Source organism: Coleofasciculus sp. H7-1, assembly GCF_057473865.1.
This window is the reverse complement of sequence record NZ_JBYCCT010000072.1, coordinates 187,525-206,969: the sequence shown is the minus strand read 5'-3', so window position 1 is coordinate 206,969 and position 19,445 is coordinate 187,525. Positions and strand designations below refer to the sequence as shown.

Below are 19,445 nucleotides of genomic sequence, written 5' to 3'. Positions count from 1 at the left end.
CGCGATATAATGCGCGATCGCGCCTGTGATTCGAGTTATTCCTATCGCTCCTTGTTCTGGCTTCTAAATTGCTGCCCAGAACCCCCATGAATCAAACGCTGTCAGTCACGCTGCTAAAATTAAACGCCCCCACTCGCACCCCAGGCACAACACTGCTGCCATAGCGTTGGACTGTACTCAGAGCATCCACATCCCGCAGCATTTCAGGCAAACTCTGGTTAAAGCGCAAGTTTTTAATCGGGTAAGCAATTTGACCATTCTCAATCCAGAACGTGCCATCACGACTCATTCCCGTTACTACTAATGACCGAGGATTCACATAGCGCACGTACCAAGCCCGACTCACCAGAATTCCTCGCTCTGTCTGGGCGATTAGGTCAGCTAAACTTTGATCTGAGCCAGTCATCACAATTGGATACATTGCACCCGTCGGCTCTTTGCCCTGCTGTGCCGCCCAGTAGCGGCTGCAGGAAAGGGTTTGGGGGATGCCGTCCTGAATTACTTCTTTGTAGTTATTGCTCAACCCATCGCCAAAGAAAGTGCCCAACTGCAACAAAGGATCAGCGGCATTTCGCTGCACTTGCACGATGGGGCTAAACATGGCTTCACCCAAGCGGTTGCCAGCGGGTTTGCCTGACTCATCGGTGCGAGACATAAACGATCGCCCTTCATCTGCCGCGCGTGCATCCAGATTCCAGATGAGCCAAGGGAGCAAAGCGGCGAAAGCGGCTCCATCAAAGACAACTGGATACGTGCCAGGATTGACCTCGCGGGGTTGGCGCGACTTGATTGCCCGCTCAATTAACTGCTGGGTTAATTCCTCAATTGGCAACTGTTCAAGCGCCCAAGCGGAGCGATTACACCACGAGGAACCATCCCCAATTCGAGCTGTAAAGCTGAAATCTGCCTCTGTAGTTTGATTGCAGGCGCGTAGTCCCCGTGAGGAAGCGATCGCATATAAGTTCGTCTCTGTACTCAGCGTTCCCGAACCATCCACTCCCGCCTTCGCACTCATCGCGCAGACTCGCTGGATAATTTCGCCCCGTGCTAGCGGTGAAAGGGTTGCCGTTGCCTCATCAAAGGCTGGGGTGCGCTCTTCGTAAACTTGAGGTTCTAGCAACGGCACCCACTCCGGATCTTCTGGGGCAAAGCGGGCGAGTTCTTCCGAGCGTTTGATGGCAGATGCGATCGCATCTGAATCTAAATCTGTCGTAGAACTAGAGGCACTCTTGCGTCCGAAGTAACTGGTGATGGTGAGCTTAAACTGAGTGCTACTAATATTTTGGCTAATCTGATTTTCTGAGAAACGACTGAGGGATGCTTCGCCAGTGCTGAGACTGACAAAAACATCCTCTGCTTCCGATTGTTTAATAACTTCTTCTAACAGAGATATCGCCCGATCTTTACTGATTAAACTGGGTGCTGTTGCTAGGGTCACGATAATCCTGAGATTTGTGGAACAGTTGAGTATAGGATGGATGCGATCGCCATGCTTGAAACTACGCTCTCATTGGTTTACTCTGACAATTCTCCAAAGCGTTCCCGATAACGAGCCAACAACAACTCCATTTCTGCCACTTGTTGCTCAGCTTGTTGGCGCTGTTGCTCAGCTTGTTCCTTCTGCTGTCGCTCCTGCTGTGCTAGTTCCTCCGGGGTTGGGATTAACTGGCTCTCAAGTGTAAAGAAACGCAGCTTTGATTCGCGAACACCCAAATATAGCTCTAGTTGCTGGCTCCATAACCAGCCATCAGAATTGGGTTGAAGTTCCTGGTAGCAACCATCTAATAAATGAAATCCCTTAAATTCCAGGCTTTCCGGGTCAAACCAAAAATAGTCGGGAGTGCGGAAGGTATCCTGGTAAATTTGCTTTTTCAAACCTCGGTCAGTTTTGGCTGTTTTGCGAGACAGAATCTCCACAATTACATTGGGATACTTGCCGTCTTCTTGCCAAACTACCCAACTTCTGCGCGGTTTGCGTTCAGTTCCCAATACCACAAAGAAATCAGGTCCTCGGAACAGTTCAGATTTGCGCTGACGTGGGCTGTAGTAGACAGTAAGATTACCGCAGGCATAAAAATCCTGACGGTTTTGCCACCACAATTCTAGACATTGAATCAGCAGCATTATTTGCCGCAGGTGCAGTTCGGTTTCCAAAGGGGGTTCGTCACTGTATAAATCACCAGGAGGAAATATAACATCTTCTTCCTGTGAATCTTCTAAGATTTCTAAGTCTTGAGTCAGAGACATGATAGTTACACCAATTATTTGATGCTAAATATTCGATTTCCCTCTAGCGGATCGTAGAGACGTTGCATGAAAAGTCTCTACTGTTGAGGGATCTGTTGCAGATAATCGGGAAAACGATACAAATCACGAGGAGCTGCCAATCTGAATATTTCGCACTCGCACGGGTACGCAGGCGTGGGTCATTTGGGCAATTTGGATAGGCTCACCTTTGCCGCAGTTGTTAGCACCGCACTGCATCCATTCTGAGGCTGAGCCAACTGCATCCACGCTATTCCAGAAGTCAGTTGTCATGGATTGATAGGTGACATTTTTGAGCATTCCTACCACTTTGCCTTTCTCTACTTTCCAGAAAGCATCGCCGCCAAATTGGAAATTGCGACGCTGTTGATCGATGGAGAAACTGCCAATTCCGTCGATTAAAATCCCGTCTTCGGTGTCAGCAATCATCTCGGCTAAAGTGGCGGTGTGGCTGCCTCCCTCTTGCCCTGGTTCTAGCCCTAAATTAGGAATGCGAACCATCGGCACGCTTGACCAGCTATCAGCATAGGCGCAACCGTTACTGCTGGGGCGTCCGAGTCGATGGGCAGTTTCCCGGTCTGTGAGATAGTCTACTAAAATGCCATCCTTAACAACATACCAATCTTGTGAAGCAACTCCTTCATCGTCGTAGCCTGCGGTACTGCGTCCTCCCGGTTGAGTGCGATCACATTTAAAATTTACCCAAGGCGCGGCATATTGCAGTTTGCCCAATTTATCAGTCGTGGCAAAGCTGGTGCCTGCAAAGTTGGATTCGTAGCCGTACACGCGATCTAATTCTGTAGGATGTCCGACTGATTCGTGAATTGTCAAAAACAAGTTAGTCGGCTTGAGAATTAAAGTGGAACGAATCCCCGAAGGACCAACAGGCGCGTGAACTTTCTCAATCGCTTCTTCGGCAACCCGATCGATTTGGCTGAGGATATCTGATTTATCGATATGCTCGTAACCGATGTTCAAGGGTGGGCGTTCGTAGCTGCGGCTTTGAGCATCGCCATTGGCAATCGCTGTGCAGCCAAATCCCGGATAGCTGCGATAAATTGTCTGCTGGATGAGAGAACCTTCTGTGGAAGCGAAGGTTTTGTCTTCACGGCTGAAGCTGAGATAAGAATAGGCTTTTTTAATGCCGCGATCGCTATAACTCAACAACTGTTCGTTCAAATTCAGCAGCAGTTCTGCCTTTTCAGCGATAGGCACGTTGAACGGGTCAATCTGGATCGGAGTGATGTAAGTATCGCGGTGCGCTGCAACGGGAACTAACTGCACCCGCGTTTGTTGGGACAGGCGACTAGCTTTGGCGATATCTACCGCTAAGGCAACGATTCTGGCAACTTCTGCGGGGCTTTTATTGTGGCTGGCAGCGAAACCCCAAGCGCCATCTAGCAGCACCCGCACCCCAAAACCAGAACTTACATTGTCTGACAAATTGCTGAGGGAGCGATCGCGTGCATACAGATTCTGAGTTCGGTAGGTGCAGAATCGGACATCTCCGTACTCGCACCCGGCTTTCCGAATCAGGTCGATAGCTAGTTCGCTCAATTCAGTCGTATAGCCTGGGTTTTTAACCTCAGAAATGGGTGCAGGAGCTTGTACCATAGGGATCTCCACTTAACAATTAAAAACGTAAAATTAATTGCAAAAAGACTGTTTTTTAATTTTACATTTTAATTCATTCTAATCCCGCCATAAAGCAATCCCACCCAATAAACCTGTCACATTGGACACAATTTTAGTATTTGGCGGTAACTCAAACGTTATCTTTTTCGCTTCGCCGCCGCCGATATAAAGAGAATCGTAATTAAACAAACTTTGAAGAGACGCGATCGCTTTTTCTAGACGATTATTCCATTTTTCCTTACCGACTTTATCCAAAGCAGCACGCCCCATCTGCTCTTCATAGGTTTCCCCTTTGCGAAACTGATGATGACCCAATTCCAGATTGGGTACCAGTGTCCCGTCTACAAACAAGGCGGAACCAAAGCCGGTGCCCAGGGTAATTACCAACTCAACACCCTTCCCGGAAATCGCCCCCATCCCCTGAATATCGGCATCATTTGCCACCCGCACCGGCTTGCCCAAGCGATCGCGAAGCTCTGTTGCCAGAGCGAATCCAATCCACTCTGGAGTTAGATTTACCGCCGTTTTCGTCACACCATCGCGCACTACACCCGGAAAACCAACGGATAAGCGGTCAAATTCGCCTTGTCCGGCAGCAAGATTCGCGATCGCATCAATCACTGGCTCCGGTTTGGCAGGGGCTGGGGTTTCTACTCGGCTGCGTTCGGTCAGTGGTTCTCCAGCTTCGTCTAAGACTATCACCTTGATGCCACTGCCGCCAATGTCAACAGCTAGGGTACGCATACATCTATATCTCTCAAGCTTGATGGTGACTCGATTGTGAATTTTAGATAGACGATTTTCGATTTGTGACAAGGTTGAAACTAGGGTTTTTTTATCGCTAGACGCTCATCCAAAATCGAAAATCCAAAATTCTCTTACGCCTGTGAAGTTGGAGTCGAGGCAGTTGCAGAATTGGTTCCAGTTGGGGAGAAAAATTTATTTGTCACCCAGGTCGTCAAAATATGAGACAACAGTCCCATTGGCCCTGCAAATAAGCACAGCACCAGCGAGTGGATTGTCCAGACACCAGTACGCTGCCCTTCCCAGTAAATATAGCGACCTACGAACAAATCCATTACCAGAAAATGAACCCACCCGATAGCAGCTGCTTTTTCGTCTGCAAAGAATCGAGCAATATCAGCTAGCTGAGGATTGGACATCGCTTGAGCAGATTCCGGTGTAATTGATGTAAAAAACCAATACACGTATAAACCTGCTAAAGCCACAAAGGGGAGATAAGATTCCATCACCCGCTTCGTCACGCCCCAGTTGGGTAGCAAAATCATTAGCGCCCAGAAAGGCAGAACAAACAGATTAGCGCCATTGAATAGTTGAGCAATTGTCATAGATTATGAAGAATTAACCAGACTATCGTCATCGTAAGCGACTGTAAAGCAGATTGCCGGTTAGAATCGATGCCCAGAGAACTTGCCCAATTCTTGCAGGAGCTTTCTGAATGAAAGTTAAAATGATTTTACCGGCTTTGACTGAAGCGCTCAGCCCCCACTGGCGACCGATTAAATATTCGCTGTTTCCGCCGCTGGGATTAGCGACGATTGCCAGTTTTTTCAGCGAAGATGATGAAATTATCCTGCAAGACGAACACGTTGAGCGGCTGGATTTAGATGATGAGCCAGATTTGGTGGTGATTCAGGTTTATATCACCTCAGCTTACCGAGCTTACGAACTAGCCGACCATTACCGTAAAAAGGGTGCATACATTTGTCTGGGTGGATTGCACGTTACCTCACTTCCAGAAGAAGCTGCGACTCATGCGGATACAATTTTCCTTGGCCCTGGTGAAGATACATGGCCTGAATTTCTTCAGGATTTTCGGGCGGGGAATCCTGGTAAAGTGTATCAGTCGAAGCTGCGATCGCTCCTCGGCGTTCCTCCCATTCGCCGCGACTTAATTAAGCGCGATCTCTACCTAATTCCTAACTCCATTGTCGTTTCGCGGGGTTGTCCTCACACCTGCGATTTTTGCTACAAAGAAGCTTTCTTTAAAGGCGGCAAATCTTTCTACACGCAACCTGTAGATGACGCATTGGCTGAAATTGAGCGACTACCGGGGCATCATCTTTATTTTCTCGACGATCATCTCTTTGGCAACTCTGAATTTGCCGCCGCGTTGTTTGAAGGGATGAAGGGAATGGGGCGCGTGTGGCAAGCAGCGACAACGGTACAATCTATCTTGCAGCCGGGATTGTTGGAAAAAGCCGTCGAATGTGGCTTACGCAGTTTGTTTGTTGGCTTTGAAACCCTCAACCCGACAAATCTCAGAGAACAGCATAAATATCAAAATCTGAATCGAGATTACAATGCTGCCATTCGCCGTCTGCGGGATTTGGGCGTGATGGTAAATGCTAGCTTCGTTTTTGGCATGGATGACGATGATGAAACCGTGTTTGAGCGCACGGTTGAATGGGCGGTGCAGCAGGGACTGGAAACTGCCACGTTTCACATTTTGACGCCTTATCCGGATACTGCTTTGTACAAACGGATGGCAGCGCAGGGACGGATTACTGATTCTAATTGGGATTTATACGATACTCGTCACGTTGTCTACAAGCCAACAAAGATGACGCCGGAGGTGCTGGAGGCTGGCTACTGGCAAGCGTATCGAGATTTTTATCGTTGGAGTAATATTTTCCAAGGTGCTTGGGCTAAGGATCGTTGGTCTGACCGGATGCGGCATTTGGTCTATGCTGGGGCGTGGAAGAAGTTGGAGCCAGTTTGGGACGCGATTATTCGGGCGAAAAAGGTGACTCAATGCCTGCCAACTTTGGAAAGTGTTTTGACCAGTTTTGGCGCTCATCCATCCTTTCAACCACGAGAAAAGTTACCCCTTAAGGAGGAGGCAGCAGTTCTAAAAGAGCAGATGCCAGTTTCATAAAAGTCTCTAGTAATCTTCTAGGGTGGGGTTTCCCCGCCCCTACTCGAAATACTGGTGCGATCGCGCGGTAGGCTGGTATTTAGGGAATTGCCCGCTGGAGGGATCGACCGATATGGAGTTCAAACTAAGAAATGCCTTTAAGTTTTATCAGAATTTAGAGCATCAAAATCAAGCGATTGATGAGCTTGAGCAATGGTTCAAAGATAATCACCCAGAGCATTTAGAGCAGTTTCACCAAGCTTTATTAAATGGCCCCAGCCCCGATATTCACTCGGAGGCGATGGAGAAACTGACACTCAAAAGTAGCCAACCGTTGGCTCTGGCAACCTATTCAGCAGAAATTCATCTGAGCGATCCGATCGTCGCAGGTGGTGACTTGACGTGGGCAGAAGCGATTCCTAATGGCGATCGCCATCTCCCCGAAAATCCAGAAGTCGTGGAGAATATTATCTCCCTCGCCAAGCAGCTACAAGTTGCCAGAGACCAGATTGGCAAGCCTTTCCTGATCACCAGTTGGTATCATCACAAACCTTTTGGGGCTAAGGTTCATGGAGCGTCTAAAAATCAGCCGATGACGGGCGGTGCTATTGATTTCAGGGTGGAGGGCTATACCGGGCGACAGCTAGCAAAGATGCTGGATTGGTGGGAAGGCGGTTTAGCGACCTATATGTATGTGCCCTATATGCTTCATCTAGATATGGGTCCCCAGCGACGCTGGCAAGCGCAATATCCGGGCTAGGGAACAATTAAAAAATTAAAAATGGAGGATTCTTCATTTTTAATTTTGCATCTTAATTCCTAGTTTACGCCATGTGCAACTTTTTCTTAGCCCCCCTTGTGAAGGGGGGTTGGGGGGATAAAATGTAAAGCCAATTTTGTCAGATACCTCGATGAATTGGAGGCAGAAATCCAAAAAGTTGCACACTGCGTTAGTTCCTTACCGAACGCCGGGAAAGCTATTGACAAACTGGATCTGAATATCAGGAAACTTATCGACAATCTGCACCTTAAGATCGGGGAAGGATTCGACAAATTGCCATTGACCGCAGCGTTGGGGAAAAGCGGTGACGGGTTCTACGATTAAATCGGGGGAGGATGAGACAATCTTTACCTTGATATCTGGCAAGCTTTCGACAATTTTTACTTTGCCGTAAAGTGGCTTGCCATTGTAGGTGCAAGTGGCTTTGTTGATGACACTTTGAGCAGAAGCGATCGCTCCTAGCGGCAGCGTTACCAGTAGGCTGGTGCCAAATACAACCCAGTTCAACCAACGTTTCATCATCAAAATACCAGGGACAAGTTAAAATCTGCTCAATATAAAAGTCAGGACTTGTGACTTTTATATTCTGATTATTCTGTTAATGTATCCAGTTCCTCTTTAACAACCCGTAGAATTCGATCGAGATAGGCTTGCCGCCACTGTTCTCTCTCTTGTTCCACCTGCTCATTTGGGTGGTAATTTTCAATTTCTTCAATAGAAATCAGACCTTTTGTTTGAGCCAAGCGTTCAACTGTATCGAGACGTTCGTGCAGGACAGAGATTTCGCCGGTTAGCGCCAGCACCATTGCCAGTAATTTGTCGCTTTCGGGATTCTCAAAGTAAATAGGTCGTTTTCCCTTAGCTTTTTTTGCCATTACTACAAATTATCTTGAATGACTTTATTTTGATTTTGTCGTTATTTAGAAATGGGTAAAAGATGTCAGCAATAGACTTTTTGCAGAGGTCGGGTAAAGGTTAAAGGTAATTATTTTTTCCTTCCCCCTTACCCAATCAAATCGGAAAGTTGGAAATTTTTACCAAAGGTCTAATGATGAGTCTTTAGTAGGTCGTTACTGATTAATCAATAATGACCCGTGACTTATTTACTGGCAACCAAGAGAAACCAATTACCCCGACTGCCAAAACCGCCTCCTTGGGATGTGCCTTTCCAGCCACCTATAGCAGCAACAGTTGGGGTAATTTTATTTGCTTCAAAACCAGCTTGGCTGGTCAGCGCCACCAAGTCTAGATCGCGCATGGCACTCCACCAAGGTTCGTTGTTGTTTTGCGTTTCCCAATCAAACATGAATGCGCTGTAGGAGTCCATGTTTTGATAAAGGGGAGCTTCCAGATGAACCATTAACCCACCCGGTGCTAACAGTCGATAGCATTCGCGCAGAATATTAGCGATCGCTGGTGGTGACGCTTCGTGCAACAAAATATGTGAGACGATCAGATCGAACGACGCATCTGGGAAATCTGTACACTCACCATTCTGCTGCGAGAAGTGTACCCGCTTACCCAAAGCTTCTGCTCTGGCATGAGCGTACCGCAGCATCGGTGCCGCTACATCAATGGCATAAACTTCTGCTTCAGGGTAAGCATCCACGTAAGGAAGCGTGCTGTGACCAACCGAACATCCGATGTCGAGAATTTTCTGAGGGCGCAAGTTGGGATGCTGCGGCTGTAGGTAATTGTGAACCACAGACTGACCCATATCGTCGTTCATTGGCCCCAGACGACCCATTACATAAACGTAAACACCGCGATCGTAGAGGGCACCCGCCGCGATATCATCTTCGGTATATTCACTGTGGTATCCACCCGGCATACAGTGAATATCGACTGCGGTGTGGTAGGCGGGTATTTTCAAATCTGCATTCAAGGTTAAAGAACCCAAAGGGCTATCCTTGTCTCGCGCCTGCTCAATCAAATCGGTAAGTTGCCGATCGACGCTCGTGTTGACTGAATCCCACATCATCTCTTGAGCGTTACGCCGCAATGCACCCCACATTCGGTAATAGGGTTCGTCCTGCATCAGACGGCGAACTTCATGCCGATCTTGAGGCGATCGCTGATGCTCCTGCTCAAACTGCGGTTTAAGCCGCTTCTCGTAAATTGCTTTATTTCCTGGGGTGATCTGACTGGTCAGGTAGCCTTTTAAGCTATTGACAAAGTTTTGGCGTGCTAACTCATCATGGGTAGCTTGAGGCAGCATCCGGTGTTGGAATTGTTTATCCATATCCTAATTTCCTAACCCATTATTGTTTACTTTAACAAGTTATCGTTAGCTTTCAGGGGTTTTCAGTGTAGGTGAGCGATCGCTTTCACATCAGGTTACTCTCACCGGAGCGATCGCTTTCACATCAGGTTACTCTCACCAGAGCGATCGCTGGAGGTGACTGGCTGTTTTTTGCATCCTTCTATCTAGCACTGAGGTAAGCTTCTAGCGTCTCAGAACCCCCAATCAAGTTGCCATCAATAAATACTTGGGGAACCGTTGTTGCGCCTGTGACAGCCCGTAAAGAGCGAGTGGTAATCTCTTTGCCCAAGACAATTTCTTCGTAATCCAACCCATGCTCCTTCAGCATCACCTTCGCACGAGCGCAGAAGGGACAACCTACTTTCGTAAACAGGGAAACGATTTGAGGCTTTGCTGCCTGAGGATTGATATAGTTGAGCATTGTCTGGGCATCAGACACCTCAAAGGGGTCTCCTTCTACGACTGCCTCAATGAACATCTTTTCAATGGTGCCATCCTTCACCAGCATGGAATAACGCCATGACCGCTTCCCAAACCCTAAATCAGCTTTATCAACCAGCATTCCCATACCTTCGCTAAATTCACCATTCCCATCGGGAATCAGAGTTAGATTCTCTGCTTCTTGGGATTTAGCCCATTCATTCATCACAAAGGCATCATTGACGGAAATACAGATAATGTCATCTACGCCATTTGCATGAAAGACCTTACCCAACTCGTTGTAGCCAGGGAGATGAGTTGATGAACACGTCGGAGTAAAAGCACCCGGTAGAGAGAAAACAACCACTGTCTTCCCAGCAAACAAGTCGTTAGTCGTCACATTCACCCACTGGTTGTCATGGCGAGTACGGAAGGTGACGTTGGGAACTTTTTGTCCTTCTCGATTGGGAAACATGAATTTAGCTCCTTGGCTACAAATGATCTTAACGGTGAAGTTAAATTAACCGTACTCATTATGACTACATTTTGTCAAGGCAAAGACTCCCTTTAACTCGCTTTTTTTCTAGCGTTAGCGATCGCTCTCATCGCGGGGTTAGCGGCTCCTTACAAGTCTAGGACTTAGGCAGAGATCCCCCTTGCATTCCCCCTTTTTAAGGGGGGTTAGGGGGGATCTAGGGTTCAAGCTTTCAGTGTGTAAGTCCTAAAACCGTTAAAACGGCAATAACAGGCAAGGAAACCATTCTCCGTACCTTACCACCAGGGGAAATCTTTGCAGCTCCCGGCTTATTGGGTGTGATGGAATTGCGCCAGCGACAGTCACTGCTGAGTGTGATTTTCAGATTCTTATGGTAAAATGAGATGCTCTTTTAGAAGCCATTCCCCTCAGCTTGAGCATTGAACTTTCTTTTAGCTTCATAGAATCGACAGGCGACAGATCCCAGCGAGTAAAGCAATGCAGCGTTATTCGACGCTCCAACGACAGCACCGATTATAGGCAAGAGTTCTATAAAGCCTAGTCCAACTTTCAGGACTCCAGAACCGCCTACAGACAAACCGAAAATTGCCAGGACTTCGCCTCGTCGAGTGGGATCTTTTAACGAAAATCCGTATGCAGCAGCGATGCGATAGATCATCTCTGCTTGAAGCGCTGTCACTGCTGCCACATCGACCGCAAACAGAGTTAGCGCTAAAGGAGGCACGAAGTTAGTGAGTAATCCAATTCCTCCGCCTTTGAGGGAGGTGTCCACAATAATTCGGTGAGCAAGCTGCTCAGAGCTTTCTAGAGGGTATTCCTGTTGTAGCTTGTTTACCTCATTCTGAGCTTTTTGGGCATCAACTTGACCCAATGCAGTCGTTAGCCAGTTAATGCCTGGAACCTTGGCAGCAAATTTGACGACTGGATTTTCAGCGATTGGGGCCACGATTTTGCCCACATTTTCCGTTCCCTGCTCCACGAATCGCACAGCCGCAGCTCCAACAGTTTCTCCTACGGCAGTGGTAGTGCTGGTAACGTTTTCAGCAGCAGACTGCAATGCATCGGAAGCCAATTTAGCAAACTGAATTGCTGTAGCGATCGCTTCACTCATTGGGTCGGTGCCTGAACCTTCTTTGCCTGGTGCTGCCATAGATTTTAGGGACTTTTAAACTTTAAACTTAAACTTTAGATTGAACTGAAACCTACTTTACAAAAAGCAAAGACTCAGTAGCCTCTATCCTCTGATAGTGATTGAATCTTCTAAAAGTCTTAGGTTCAGCACCCAGTCTCATCGATCAGCTTTTTTTACAGACACCAGTCTTTGGAAGTTTAGATCAATATGCGATCGCTATTTCCCTGCCAGAAACTTTTGGTGCAGGATGCGATCGCTTCTAAATAAATGCCACTCTTCGGCTACTTTAAAACAAACCCAAAGTCAGAAATTTGTCAATCGGTAAAGTAGCACCAATTCCCAGCCAGAGTGTAACTGTGGGTTCAAGATAAAGATTAATAAACTCAGCTTTGCGATCGCATTGAGCGATTAAATCTGATTGATTGGCAGGAAAAATGCCAACATCACCATCTGTATAGCACTCACTCTGCCAGTGTCCATCTCTTTTTAGTCTTATTTCAAATTGTCCGACACAGATGGTGATAATATGCTGGGCAAAGCAACATTCAGGAAGTTCGTGAGCGGACTGTCGATGATAAGCGAAGTGAATACCTGACCACGCAGAAGTGTTACTTGAGAGTACAGGTGGGTTGAGGACAAGCTGTTTCCAAACTTTTTCTTGCGTGAGATCGATATTCGGCAGTTGAACTTCTGGCATGACTGGTATAGCTGTGCATGGCTATTCTTAGTCTATGGGGTTAACCGAATGAATGTGACACCAGGACACGTTAGCTGTGAAAAGAAAAGTTTAAAGCAGTTATGTTTAAAGTTACCTTTTTTGCGATTATTGATTCGGTGCTTACTATTTACCCTGCTATCAGAATGGATAACGATATCGTTCTTTTTCTTGTCGGTGTTGGCGTACTCGTCTTCTATCTCATCTTCTCGGCGCTGACTGAAATGGGTACTAAACTCCCCTGGAAGAAATAGCCAGTTTTTTGGCATGGTGAGCTTTTGCCCACAAGTTTTCAAACATTCATAGAAATGGGCGATCGCGCCCTTCCACGCCTAAAATTATAGAATAGCAGCAAGCATATTTGGATGGGAAACAAGGGCGATCGCGTCTTCCATGTCAGAAACGTTTGGTTGATGAGGGCGATCGCTCTTGCTTCTGGCGTTACTTTTCACAGTTACAGCAACTATTGGAAGCAGGTGTTAGATAAGCATTCATCTCAGCTTTCTCTCTCCGAGGTTACTGAGAAGCCTTAAATTACTGAATCAAAAATGGAGGTTAGCGGACTCGAACCGCTGACATCCTGCTTGCAAAGCAGGCGCTCTACCAACTGAGCTAAACCCCCAGACTTGAAGTCGGAACTTCAGTCACTTTTATTATATTAACTCATATGGTTCCATTAGAAAAGGGGTAGAGGAAGAAATATTTAGACGCATATCATCACAGAAGCTTACTCTGTTAGGTTAGGTGATGAACCAGAGTAAAACATTTTTACTCCTTGCAGTTGAGTGGGGAAATGACCCAAGTTGTTGTAGCTTTCTATAAATTTGTCAAGTTGCCAGATTTTGCCCAGAAACAAAACCCGTTATTGTCGCACTGCAAAGCACAGGGTATTAGAGGGACAATTCTCTTGGCAGCAGAAGGCATTAACGGGACGATCGCGGGTTCTCGTCAAGCAATCGACTCAGTTTTATCGTTTTTGCGCTCCGACCCGCGTCTAGTAGACTTAGAGTATAAAGAATCTTCTGCCGATTCTCCACCATTTGACCGGATGAAGGTGCGGTTGAAGAAAGAAATTGTTACCTTAGGATTGCCCGAAATCGATCCGAGCGATCGCGTCGGCACTTATGTCAGTCCGCAGGAGTGGAATCAGCTGATTTCCGATCCAGAAGTGACGATTATTGACACCCGCAACGATTATGAGGTGACGATTGGCACCTTTAAACGAGCGCAAAATCCCCAAACTGCCTCGTTCCGACAGTTTCCCGACTATGTTCACAACAACCTCGATCCCAGCAAACATAAAAAGGTTGCTTTATTCTGCACTGGCGGCATTCGCTGTGAAAAAGCGACATCATTTATGATGGCTCAAGGGTTCCAAGAGGTTTATCACCTCAAAGGCGGCATTCTCAAGTATTTAGAGGAAGTTCCCCCAGAAGACAGTCTCTGGCAAGGAGAATGCTTTGTCTTCGATCAACGTGTTGCTGTACGCGAGGGTTTGGAGATAGGAACTCATGAAATGTGTCCCAGTTGCGGTCATCCTATCTCCGAAGCGGATAAAACTTCGCCTGATTATCAGGAAGGCATTTTCTGTCCCTATTGTAGCGATCGCTTTACTGAGGATAAATAAGTAGGACAGTAAGCGAAGTGGTGATAAATTAATTTGGGCAGATTCTAGGGATATGCGATCGCATTTCCTTAGCCAATATTAAAAGCTAGCTTTCCATCTTGAGCCATGCAAAGACCTGAGCCACTGTTAGCGCTAATTCAATTCCTTCTAACAGTGGCAAGCGAACTTCCTTCAGAAGCGCTTCGCTAACGCTTCCTTGCAAGAGTTCTGGCGGCTGGTTTGGGAGGAATACCAGTATGCTGTGATCGTCGGGATCGATGAACCATCCCAATTGACATCCGTGGCGCAAACAGTGAAGGATGTTGCCAATTACCTGATTGGGCTTCTGCTCAGGAGAGAGAATCTCAATCGTCCAATCTGGATGCCGTTCAAAATTATCAGGCACTTCCCCATCCACAGTAAAGGGGATACGCTGCCACTGAAACACCGCTACATCAGGAACAGTTGATCGACCTCCAAAGGTACACCGCAACTCAGGAAAAGCATAAGCAATCTTCTGTTCCTCTGTAACCTCATTGATCGTAGCGCAAAGCTTACCCTGCAAGCGGCTGTGTCTTCCTTTCGGCATCGGCTTTTGGATAATCTCTCCGCCAATGAATTCGCTTGCTGGCTCAGTTTCGGGAAGTTTCAGGAATTCCTCTAAACCGATCGCTTTGGATGCCGCCGTCGTCATGCTGCTATCCCTGGAGTGCTAAGTCTGTTAACCCTATCCTAGTCTGTATGGAAGCGATCGCTCCCATACACTGAGAAGAGATAGATAAACAGCGATCGCGCTTATCGTTGCAGAGGGAAGATGCGATCGCTGATGCTCACTACAACCGAATACCTGCTCTAGTCAGGCAAGTTGAACATCTCAGCTTCTATGAGAAGCTTACGCTCTTCAATTCTGTCAGAGCGGTTGAGTTGTACTAGGCGAACCGTCACGCGACCTTTGGGTGTTAGGGGGATAAACTCAGCATCACTTAGTCGAAAATGCTCATGCCAGCTATCTCGACGAGGATTGTAAAGTGGAACGACTTCGCCCGTCTCTAAATCGATCGATGCTATATCGCTCCCCTTATGCTTGTTGCAAAGCACACATGAGAGCGCCAAGTTATCAGCTTCGGTTAATCCGCCATGCTTTTCGGCAATGATATGGTCTATTTCGTGAGGAGCGAATGCAGTAGCATCCGAAATCCAGCAATATTCGCAGCATCCTTTAGCACGATCGTAAACGAGGCGTCGTAGTGTGGATGGGATGTACGTGCTGCTCATCCTTGACTCAATTTCTTGAGTTTTAGGTATGCTTTCGCCTTCGCCATCCGGATTAGGTGTTCAAGGTACTGATACTGTTCCCAACTCTTTGCTTCAGCAAGCGTTAGACTTTGGGTGCGGTTCTTCTCTAGCAGACTACTAATCTGAGCTTGCAGTGCTTCGGAGGGACGCAGGGCAATAATTTCTTCGGGTGTGGGGAGCGTTGCTAAAAACTCCAATATTTCGGCTACACCTGCAAAACCCGTTTGAGAACTTGCGTTCAACTCACGCAGTCCCAATTCCAAGATTTGTGGTAGTTTGTCTCCTAGCGAACTCAGTTGCAATACCAATTCTTCGGGGAGATCGAGCGTAATCTGCATTATGACCTCTTTGAGGTTTTGAAATAACTATAACAACCGTGAGTACTCCCATACAGTGGAGAGATAGATAAACAGCGATCGTAGTTTTTATGAAGTAGGTATAAAGCAGAGTATTACTTGTCGTTAATTGCTTCCGCCCCTGACCATCCCTCTGGCACTCCAGATTTTTGATATAGTTCGCAGCGCGAGATATAAAGCCTAGCTGCTTTATCTCCAGCATTTATTTGTAGAACTTCCTGAAATATGTATTGTGCTTGAGCGAATTGTTGCTGATAATAAAGCTTGACAGCTTCTTCAAAGCTAGTTCTAGTTTGTGTCTTTAACTGTTGAAGTAGCTCTGTTCCATCATACACTTCAAATACTGCCACTGCTATTTTTTTTCCCTGCACCATAACTCTATCCAAAAATCTATAGCTGTACTGTTCTTCATGATTCAAACTAGATAGAGTTTGTTCGCTAATTACAATATCCGCACCATAAAGCTTTGTTAATCCTTCCAAGCGGGAGGCTAAATTAACTGCATCAGAAATTACTGTACCTTGCATTCTCTCTGGTTCGCCAACAGTTCCCAGCATTAAACTACCAGTATGTAAACCAATGCCAATAGCAATAGGAATATCACCTTTCTGTTGTCGATACTCGTTATATAAATTAACTTGTTTTTGCATTTCAATAGCACTTTTTACAGCATCATCTGCTGATTGAGGAAATAGTGCCATGACTGCATCTCCAATATATTTATCAATAAAACCATTGTTGGCACGGATTGCTGGACTGACTCTACTCAAGTAATCGTTGATAAAATTGAAGTTTTCATGGGGAGACATTGCTTCTGATAAAGTTGTGAAAGAGCGAATATCAGAAAAAAGAATTGTCATATTTTTCTGAACTTGGTCGCCCAATTTAACATCAACAATACTCTCGTGTCCCAGAAAGCGCAGAAACTCATGAGGCACAAATCTACCATTAGCAACATTAATCTTTGCTAAGCGAATATGCGTCTTAATTCGTGCCAACAACTCATGTTTAGAAAAGGGTTTAGTTAAATAATCATTGGCACCTGAAGTAAATCCTTCTACTAAGTCGGAAATTTGATTTTTTGCTGTTAGCATTACTATAGGTAATTCACTAGCTAAAAATTTTTGACGAATCTTTTGACATACTTCATATCCCGTCATCCGGGGCATCATCACATCGAGTAAAATTATATCGGGCTGGAAACCATTCTCTATAATTGCCAAAGCTTCTGCGCCATTGGTAGCTTGAGTAACAGAAAAATTTTGCAAATAAAGATTGTTAAGAAGTACCTGAATATTAATTTGCTCATCATCAACAATTAAGATTTTGAAATCTCCACCATTAGCTACTAGCGCTTCGGCAATAATAGTTTCATCGGCTAACTCTTGTGGTTGAATATATGCTTTGATGGACGATACTTCACTGCTAGCAATTTGGTTCTGAGATATGGGCAAAGTAAAAGTAACCTGAGAACCTTCTCCAACTATAGAAGTGACATAAATATTACCGCCGTGTAATTCTACCAATTGTTTCGTAACGGCTAAACCCAAACCTGTACCGCCATAAACCCTAGCAGTAGAACCATCTACTTGTTCAAAAGATTCAAAAATTCTATCTAACTTATCTTCTGGAATACCAATACCAGTATCGGCAACAGTAATTGCTAAGTATTCTATTTGTTGATAATTAACAGTTTTGGCTGATACTTCTACAACACCAGCATCTGTAAATTTAATGGCATTACCAATTAAGTTATAAAGAATTTGTTGCACCCGATTTTCATCAGCATCTACTAGGGGAACATCAGAACCGATTCCGTTAATCAACTGCAATAGTTTTTTACCAACTATAGATCGAGAAAGAGTGATAACTACATCAGTAACTTCTTTCATACCTACAGGTTTGATTTGCAGTTGAATATTTTTGTGTTTTAACTGAGAAAAATCGAGAATATCATTGACTAAATGAGATAGTCTTCTACCGCTGGCTGCAATTGTGACAAGATTAGTAATAGTTTTTTCTGGTAATTTTCCCGTAACACCATCAATTAAAGATTCAGCTATGCCGATAATGCCATTTAGTGGAGTGCGGAGTTCGTGGGAAGTATTGGCTAAAAATTCGTCTTTAAGTTTATCTAATCGCTGCAATTCGGCATTTTTTGATTCTAAAGTACTAAAGTACTCTTGCAATTGAAGAGCCATGCTGTTAAAAGCTTTAGCTAAAACACCGAGTTCATCGGCTCTTTCCAGGTTGATACTTTGGTCAAACTGTCCTTCTGATAGAGCAGTAGCCGCATCCTTCAGCCGTAGAATGGGCTGAGTAATCCAACGGGATGTGAGAATGCCTACTCCGGTGGCGATCGCTAAGGCGGTTAGACATAGTAAAACAGTGCTGCGAGTGTTAGCGTTGATTTGCTCAATAAAATCTGACTCTGGAATTACTACTACAATTAACCAGTCCAAACCTTTATCATCTTCTAGTGGCAGCAGTTCTATAAATTCCCGCTTGCCTGCTATTTTAAATTCAAGTGACAGTGAATGTTGAATCAGGTTTTTGTCCTGAAAGTTTGCGGCTAAATACTGTGCTGTAGCTCTAGTTAAATTATTACGGCTATCTGTAGCTTTAATTCGTTCGGCTCCATAGTCTTTTTGAATACGTTGAAAAGGCTGTTCTCCGGTTGAAGTTGCCACTAATATTCCCGATCGTTCGATAATAAAAGTTTGTCCGGTTTTACCAATCTTTAGACTTTGCAGAAAACTGCCGATTTTTGATAGGTTGATATTGGTAAGCAATACTCCCTGCAATTTGCCTTGTTTATTATAGAAAGGCATAGATGCACCCAGATATAAAGTTAGTCCTGCTGTATTGGGATAAATGTCACTCCAAGTTGGTTTACCAGCCGCTACAGCAGCTTTATACCAAGGACGAGTGCGGGGATCGAAGTTAGTTTTGTTGTTGAGTAGTTTTAGTTTCTTGCCAAATTGATTTGTAGAATAGGTGCGAAAATCGTAGCCATTCGCTTTAGTCGAGGTTCTAATTGTTAGCAAGCCATTATCGAGCCGTTCTACTCCCAGAATGTCCTTTTGCTCTAAGCCAATTCCAGCGAATGTTAGGCTATCGAATATTTGGATTTGTTGCCAGAAATGACGTTTTAATCCAGCATAATCTTGCACGTTCAATTGACCAAGACTAATAGCAGCAGCGTTGCTCCGATTAACTTGATGAGGAATAGCTAGATATGTACGCACGTTCTCCTGAATATGCTGGCTGATTTCGCTTCGCAACTGCCAAGCTAAGTCATTTACTGCCTTTTGTCCGTTTCTAAATGAGAGATAGCCGACAAGCCCCACTGTTGCTGAGATTTGGATGATGAAGGGGACGACAAGAACCAGGCGGAGGGGGACTTTACCGGAAATTTTAGAAACGGAACGGGTCAGAGATTTAGGTAACATAATGGCGATCGCTAATTAATTTATGACCGACGCACCTATTGATATTGTTGAGTGAGCAAAATCTCTTACCCTCACAACCAGAAAATTTCGGCAATTGCGAGAGCTACCCGCTCATCTGTCCTTGGATAGATTCTGCCTATTTTAAATGCA

The 19,445-nt window shown here is 45.5% G+C and carries 21 protein-coding genes and 1 tRNA gene; 6 read left to right on the top strand and 16 right to left on the bottom strand.

What is annotated here, in order from left to right:
- Positions 1–91 precede the first annotated feature (91 nt).
- From AC2VDX_RS21160 to AC2VDX_RS21140, 5 genes are all read right to left on the bottom strand, one after another.
- Positions 92–1,438: a TldD/PmbA family protein gene (locus AC2VDX_RS21160; protein ID WP_378184569.1), complete on the bottom strand. Its 1,347-nt coding sequence runs from the start codon at positions 1,436–1,438 to the stop codon at positions 92–94.
- 77 nt (positions 1,439–1,515) lie between these two features.
- Complete coding sequence (locus AC2VDX_RS21155; protein ID WP_378184568.1) at positions 1,516–2,247, bottom strand: Uma2 family endonuclease; 732 nt, start codon at positions 2,245–2,247, stop codon at positions 1,516–1,518.
- Between the two features lie 123 nt (positions 2,248–2,370).
- Positions 2,371–3,879, bottom strand: coding sequence for a TldD/PmbA family protein (locus AC2VDX_RS21150; protein WP_378184567.1), 1,509 nt, complete (start codon positions 3,877–3,879; stop codon positions 2,371–2,373).
- Between the two features lie 78 nt (positions 3,880–3,957).
- Positions 3,958–4,644: an ROK family protein gene (locus AC2VDX_RS21145; protein ID WP_378184566.1), complete on the bottom strand. Its 687-nt coding sequence runs from the start codon at positions 4,642–4,644 to the stop codon at positions 3,958–3,960.
- A 134-nt stretch (positions 4,645–4,778) separates the two neighbouring features.
- Positions 4,779–5,249: an ABA4-like family protein gene (locus AC2VDX_RS21140; protein ID WP_378184565.1), complete on the bottom strand. Its 471-nt coding sequence runs from the start codon at positions 5,247–5,249 to the stop codon at positions 4,779–4,781.
- A 110-nt stretch (positions 5,250–5,359) separates the two neighbouring features.
- On the opposite strand from AC2VDX_RS21140, the gene AC2VDX_RS21135 reads away from it, so the two are divergent.
- Together AC2VDX_RS21135 and AC2VDX_RS21130 are read left to right on the top strand one after the other, a co-directional pair.
- Positions 5,360–6,799 carry a B12-binding domain-containing radical SAM protein gene (locus AC2VDX_RS21135; RefSeq protein WP_378184564.1) on the top strand — a complete coding sequence of 480 codons (1,440 nt, stop codon included), beginning with the start codon at positions 5,360–5,362 and terminating at the stop codon, positions 6,797–6,799.
- A gap of 112 nt (positions 6,800–6,911) precedes the next feature.
- Positions 6,912–7,538, top strand: coding sequence for a D-Ala-D-Ala carboxypeptidase family metallohydrolase (locus tag AC2VDX_RS21130; RefSeq protein WP_378184563.1), 627 nt, complete (start codon positions 6,912–6,914; stop codon positions 7,536–7,538).
- Positions 7,539–7,736: 198 nt separating this feature from the next.
- Here the strand turns inward: AC2VDX_RS21130 and AC2VDX_RS21125 are convergent, their stop codons facing one another.
- The 3 genes from AC2VDX_RS21125 to AC2VDX_RS21115 form a co-directional block, all read right to left on the bottom strand.
- Positions 7,737–8,078 carry a 7(1) septoil knot domain-containing protein gene (locus AC2VDX_RS21125; protein WP_378184673.1) on the bottom strand — a complete coding sequence of 114 codons (342 nt, stop codon included), beginning with the start codon at positions 8,076–8,078 and terminating at the stop codon, positions 7,737–7,739.
- A gap of 71 nt (positions 8,079–8,149) precedes the next feature.
- Positions 8,150–8,434 (bottom strand): hypothetical protein, encoded by a 285-nt coding sequence (locus tag AC2VDX_RS21120; RefSeq protein WP_378184562.1) that lies wholly within the window; start codon positions 8,432–8,434, stop codon positions 8,150–8,152.
- Positions 8,435–8,658: 224 nt separating this feature from the next.
- Positions 8,659–9,801, bottom strand: coding sequence for a class I SAM-dependent methyltransferase (locus AC2VDX_RS21115; RefSeq protein WP_378184561.1), 1,143 nt, complete (start codon positions 9,799–9,801; stop codon positions 8,659–8,661).
- Between the two features lie 71 nt (positions 9,802–9,872).
- On the opposite strand from AC2VDX_RS21115, the gene AC2VDX_RS21110 reads away from it, so the two are divergent.
- Positions 9,873–10,001, top strand: coding sequence for a hypothetical protein (locus tag AC2VDX_RS21110; RefSeq protein WP_378184560.1), 129 nt, complete (start codon positions 9,873–9,875; stop codon positions 9,999–10,001).
- Here the strand turns inward: AC2VDX_RS21110 and AC2VDX_RS21105 are convergent.
- Both AC2VDX_RS21105 and AC2VDX_RS21100 read right to left on the bottom strand, forming a co-directional pair.
- Entirely contained in the window at positions 9,983–10,717 is a 735-nt protein-coding gene (locus tag AC2VDX_RS21105; protein ID WP_378184559.1) for a glutathione peroxidase, read from the bottom strand. The genes AC2VDX_RS21110 and AC2VDX_RS21105 overlap by 19 nt on opposite strands.
- Before the next feature lie 412 nt (positions 10,718–11,129).
- Positions 11,130–11,888, bottom strand: a complete 759-nt coding sequence (locus AC2VDX_RS21100) for an EcsC family protein (RefSeq protein WP_378184557.1) — start codon at positions 11,886–11,888, stop codon at positions 11,130–11,132.
- Positions 11,889–11,989: 101 nt separating this feature from the next.
- On the opposite strand from AC2VDX_RS21100, the gene AC2VDX_RS21095 reads away from it, so the two are divergent.
- Positions 11,990–12,133, top strand: a complete 144-nt coding sequence (locus tag AC2VDX_RS21095) for a hypothetical protein (protein ID WP_378184556.1) — start codon at positions 11,990–11,992, stop codon at positions 12,131–12,133.
- Between the two features lie 23 nt (positions 12,134–12,156).
- Here the strand turns inward: AC2VDX_RS21095 and AC2VDX_RS21090 are convergent, their stop codons facing one another.
- A complete protein-coding gene (locus AC2VDX_RS21090; RefSeq protein WP_378184555.1) occupies positions 12,157–12,567 on the bottom strand; it encodes a hypothetical protein in 411 nt (136 codons plus the stop codon).
- Between the two features lie 383 nt (positions 12,568–12,950).
- Here AC2VDX_RS21090 and AC2VDX_RS21085 point away from each other — a divergent pair, with 383 nt between their 5' ends.
- Positions 12,951–13,118 (top strand): hypothetical protein, encoded by a 168-nt coding sequence (locus AC2VDX_RS21085; protein WP_378184554.1) that lies wholly within the window; start codon positions 12,951–12,953, stop codon positions 13,116–13,118.
- A gap of 16 nt (positions 13,119–13,134) precedes the next feature.
- Here the strand turns inward: AC2VDX_RS21085 and AC2VDX_RS21080 are convergent.
- Positions 13,135–13,207: transfer RNA gene (locus AC2VDX_RS21080), tRNA-Ala, on the bottom strand.
- Positions 13,208–13,378: 171 nt separating this feature from the next.
- Between AC2VDX_RS21080 and trhO the strand changes: the two genes are divergently transcribed.
- Positions 13,379–14,212: an oxygen-dependent tRNA uridine(34) hydroxylase TrhO gene (gene trhO, locus AC2VDX_RS21075; protein WP_378184553.1), complete on the top strand. Its 834-nt coding sequence runs from the start codon at positions 13,379–13,381 to the stop codon at positions 14,210–14,212.
- A gap of 85 nt (positions 14,213–14,297) precedes the next feature.
- On the opposite strand, the gene AC2VDX_RS21070 is transcribed toward trhO, so the two are convergent.
- From AC2VDX_RS21070 to AC2VDX_RS21055, 4 genes are all read right to left on the bottom strand, one after another.
- Positions 14,298–14,885, bottom strand: a complete 588-nt coding sequence (locus AC2VDX_RS21070) for a Uma2 family endonuclease (protein WP_378184552.1) — start codon at positions 14,883–14,885, stop codon at positions 14,298–14,300.
- 158 nt (positions 14,886–15,043) lie between these two features.
- Positions 15,044–15,466, bottom strand: coding sequence for an HNH endonuclease (locus AC2VDX_RS21065; protein WP_378184551.1), 423 nt, complete (start codon positions 15,464–15,466; stop codon positions 15,044–15,046).
- The gene (locus AC2VDX_RS21060; RefSeq protein WP_378184550.1) at positions 15,463–15,825 is read right to left on the bottom strand and encodes a hypothetical protein; all 363 of its coding nucleotides are present in this window, start codon (positions 15,823–15,825) and stop codon (positions 15,463–15,465) included. The genes AC2VDX_RS21065 and AC2VDX_RS21060 overlap by 4 nt, the downstream gene beginning before the upstream one ends.
- A 113-nt stretch (positions 15,826–15,938) precedes the next feature.
- Positions 15,939–19,295: an ATP-binding protein gene (locus AC2VDX_RS21055; protein ID WP_378184549.1), complete on the bottom strand. Its 3,357-nt coding sequence runs from the start codon at positions 19,293–19,295 to the stop codon at positions 15,939–15,941.
- Positions 19,296–19,445: the final 150 nt, after the last annotated feature.

Coding starts and splice junctions, on each gene's coding strand:
- AC2VDX_RS21130 (WP_378184563.1), top strand. CDS start 6,912: ATGGAGTTCAAACTAAGAAATGCCTTTAAGTTTTATCAGAATTTAGAG.
- AC2VDX_RS21055 (WP_378184549.1), bottom strand. CDS start 19,295: ATGTTACCTAAATCTCTGACCCGTTCCGTTTCTAAAATTTCCGGTAAA.
- AC2VDX_RS21105 (WP_378184559.1), bottom strand. CDS start 10,717: ATGTTTCCCAATCGAGAAGGACAAAAAGTTCCCAACGTCACCTTCCGT.
- AC2VDX_RS21100 (WP_378184557.1), bottom strand. CDS start 11,888: ATGGCAGCACCAGGCAAAGAAGGTTCAGGCACCGACCCAATGAGTGAA.
- AC2VDX_RS21150 (WP_378184567.1), bottom strand. CDS start 3,879: ATGGTACAAGCTCCTGCACCCATTTCTGAGGTTAAAAACCCAGGCTAT.
- AC2VDX_RS21120 (WP_378184562.1), bottom strand. CDS start 8,434: ATGGCAAAAAAAGCTAAGGGAAAACGACCTATTTACTTTGAGAATCCC.
- AC2VDX_RS21115 (WP_378184561.1), bottom strand. CDS start 9,801: ATGGATAAACAATTCCAACACCGGATGCTGCCTCAAGCTACCCATGAT.
- AC2VDX_RS21065 (WP_378184551.1), bottom strand. CDS start 15,466: ATGAGCAGCACGTACATCCCATCCACACTACGACGCCTCGTTTACGAT.
- AC2VDX_RS21090 (WP_378184555.1), bottom strand. CDS start 12,567: ATGCCAGAAGTTCAACTGCCGAATATCGATCTCACGCAAGAAAAAGTT.
- trhO (WP_378184553.1), top strand. CDS start 13,379: ATGACCCAAGTTGTTGTAGCTTTCTATAAATTTGTCAAGTTGCCAGAT.
- AC2VDX_RS21125 (WP_378184673.1), bottom strand. CDS start 8,078: ATGAAACGTTGGTTGAACTGGGTTGTATTTGGCACCAGCCTACTGGTA.
- AC2VDX_RS21140 (WP_378184565.1), bottom strand. CDS start 5,249: ATGACAATTGCTCAACTATTCAATGGCGCTAATCTGTTTGTTCTGCCT.
- AC2VDX_RS21070 (WP_378184552.1), bottom strand. CDS start 14,885: ATGACGACGGCGGCATCCAAAGCGATCGGTTTAGAGGAATTCCTGAAA.
- AC2VDX_RS21145 (WP_378184566.1), bottom strand. CDS start 4,644: ATGCGTACCCTAGCTGTTGACATTGGCGGCAGTGGCATCAAGGTGATA.
- AC2VDX_RS21085 (WP_378184554.1), top strand. CDS start 12,951: ATGGGAAACAAGGGCGATCGCGTCTTCCATGTCAGAAACGTTTGGTTG.
- AC2VDX_RS21155 (WP_378184568.1), bottom strand. CDS start 2,247: ATGTCTCTGACTCAAGACTTAGAAATCTTAGAAGATTCACAGGAAGAA.
- AC2VDX_RS21135 (WP_378184564.1), top strand. CDS start 5,360: ATGAAAGTTAAAATGATTTTACCGGCTTTGACTGAAGCGCTCAGCCCC.
- AC2VDX_RS21060 (WP_378184550.1), bottom strand. CDS start 15,825: ATGCAGATTACGCTCGATCTCCCCGAAGAATTGGTATTGCAACTGAGT.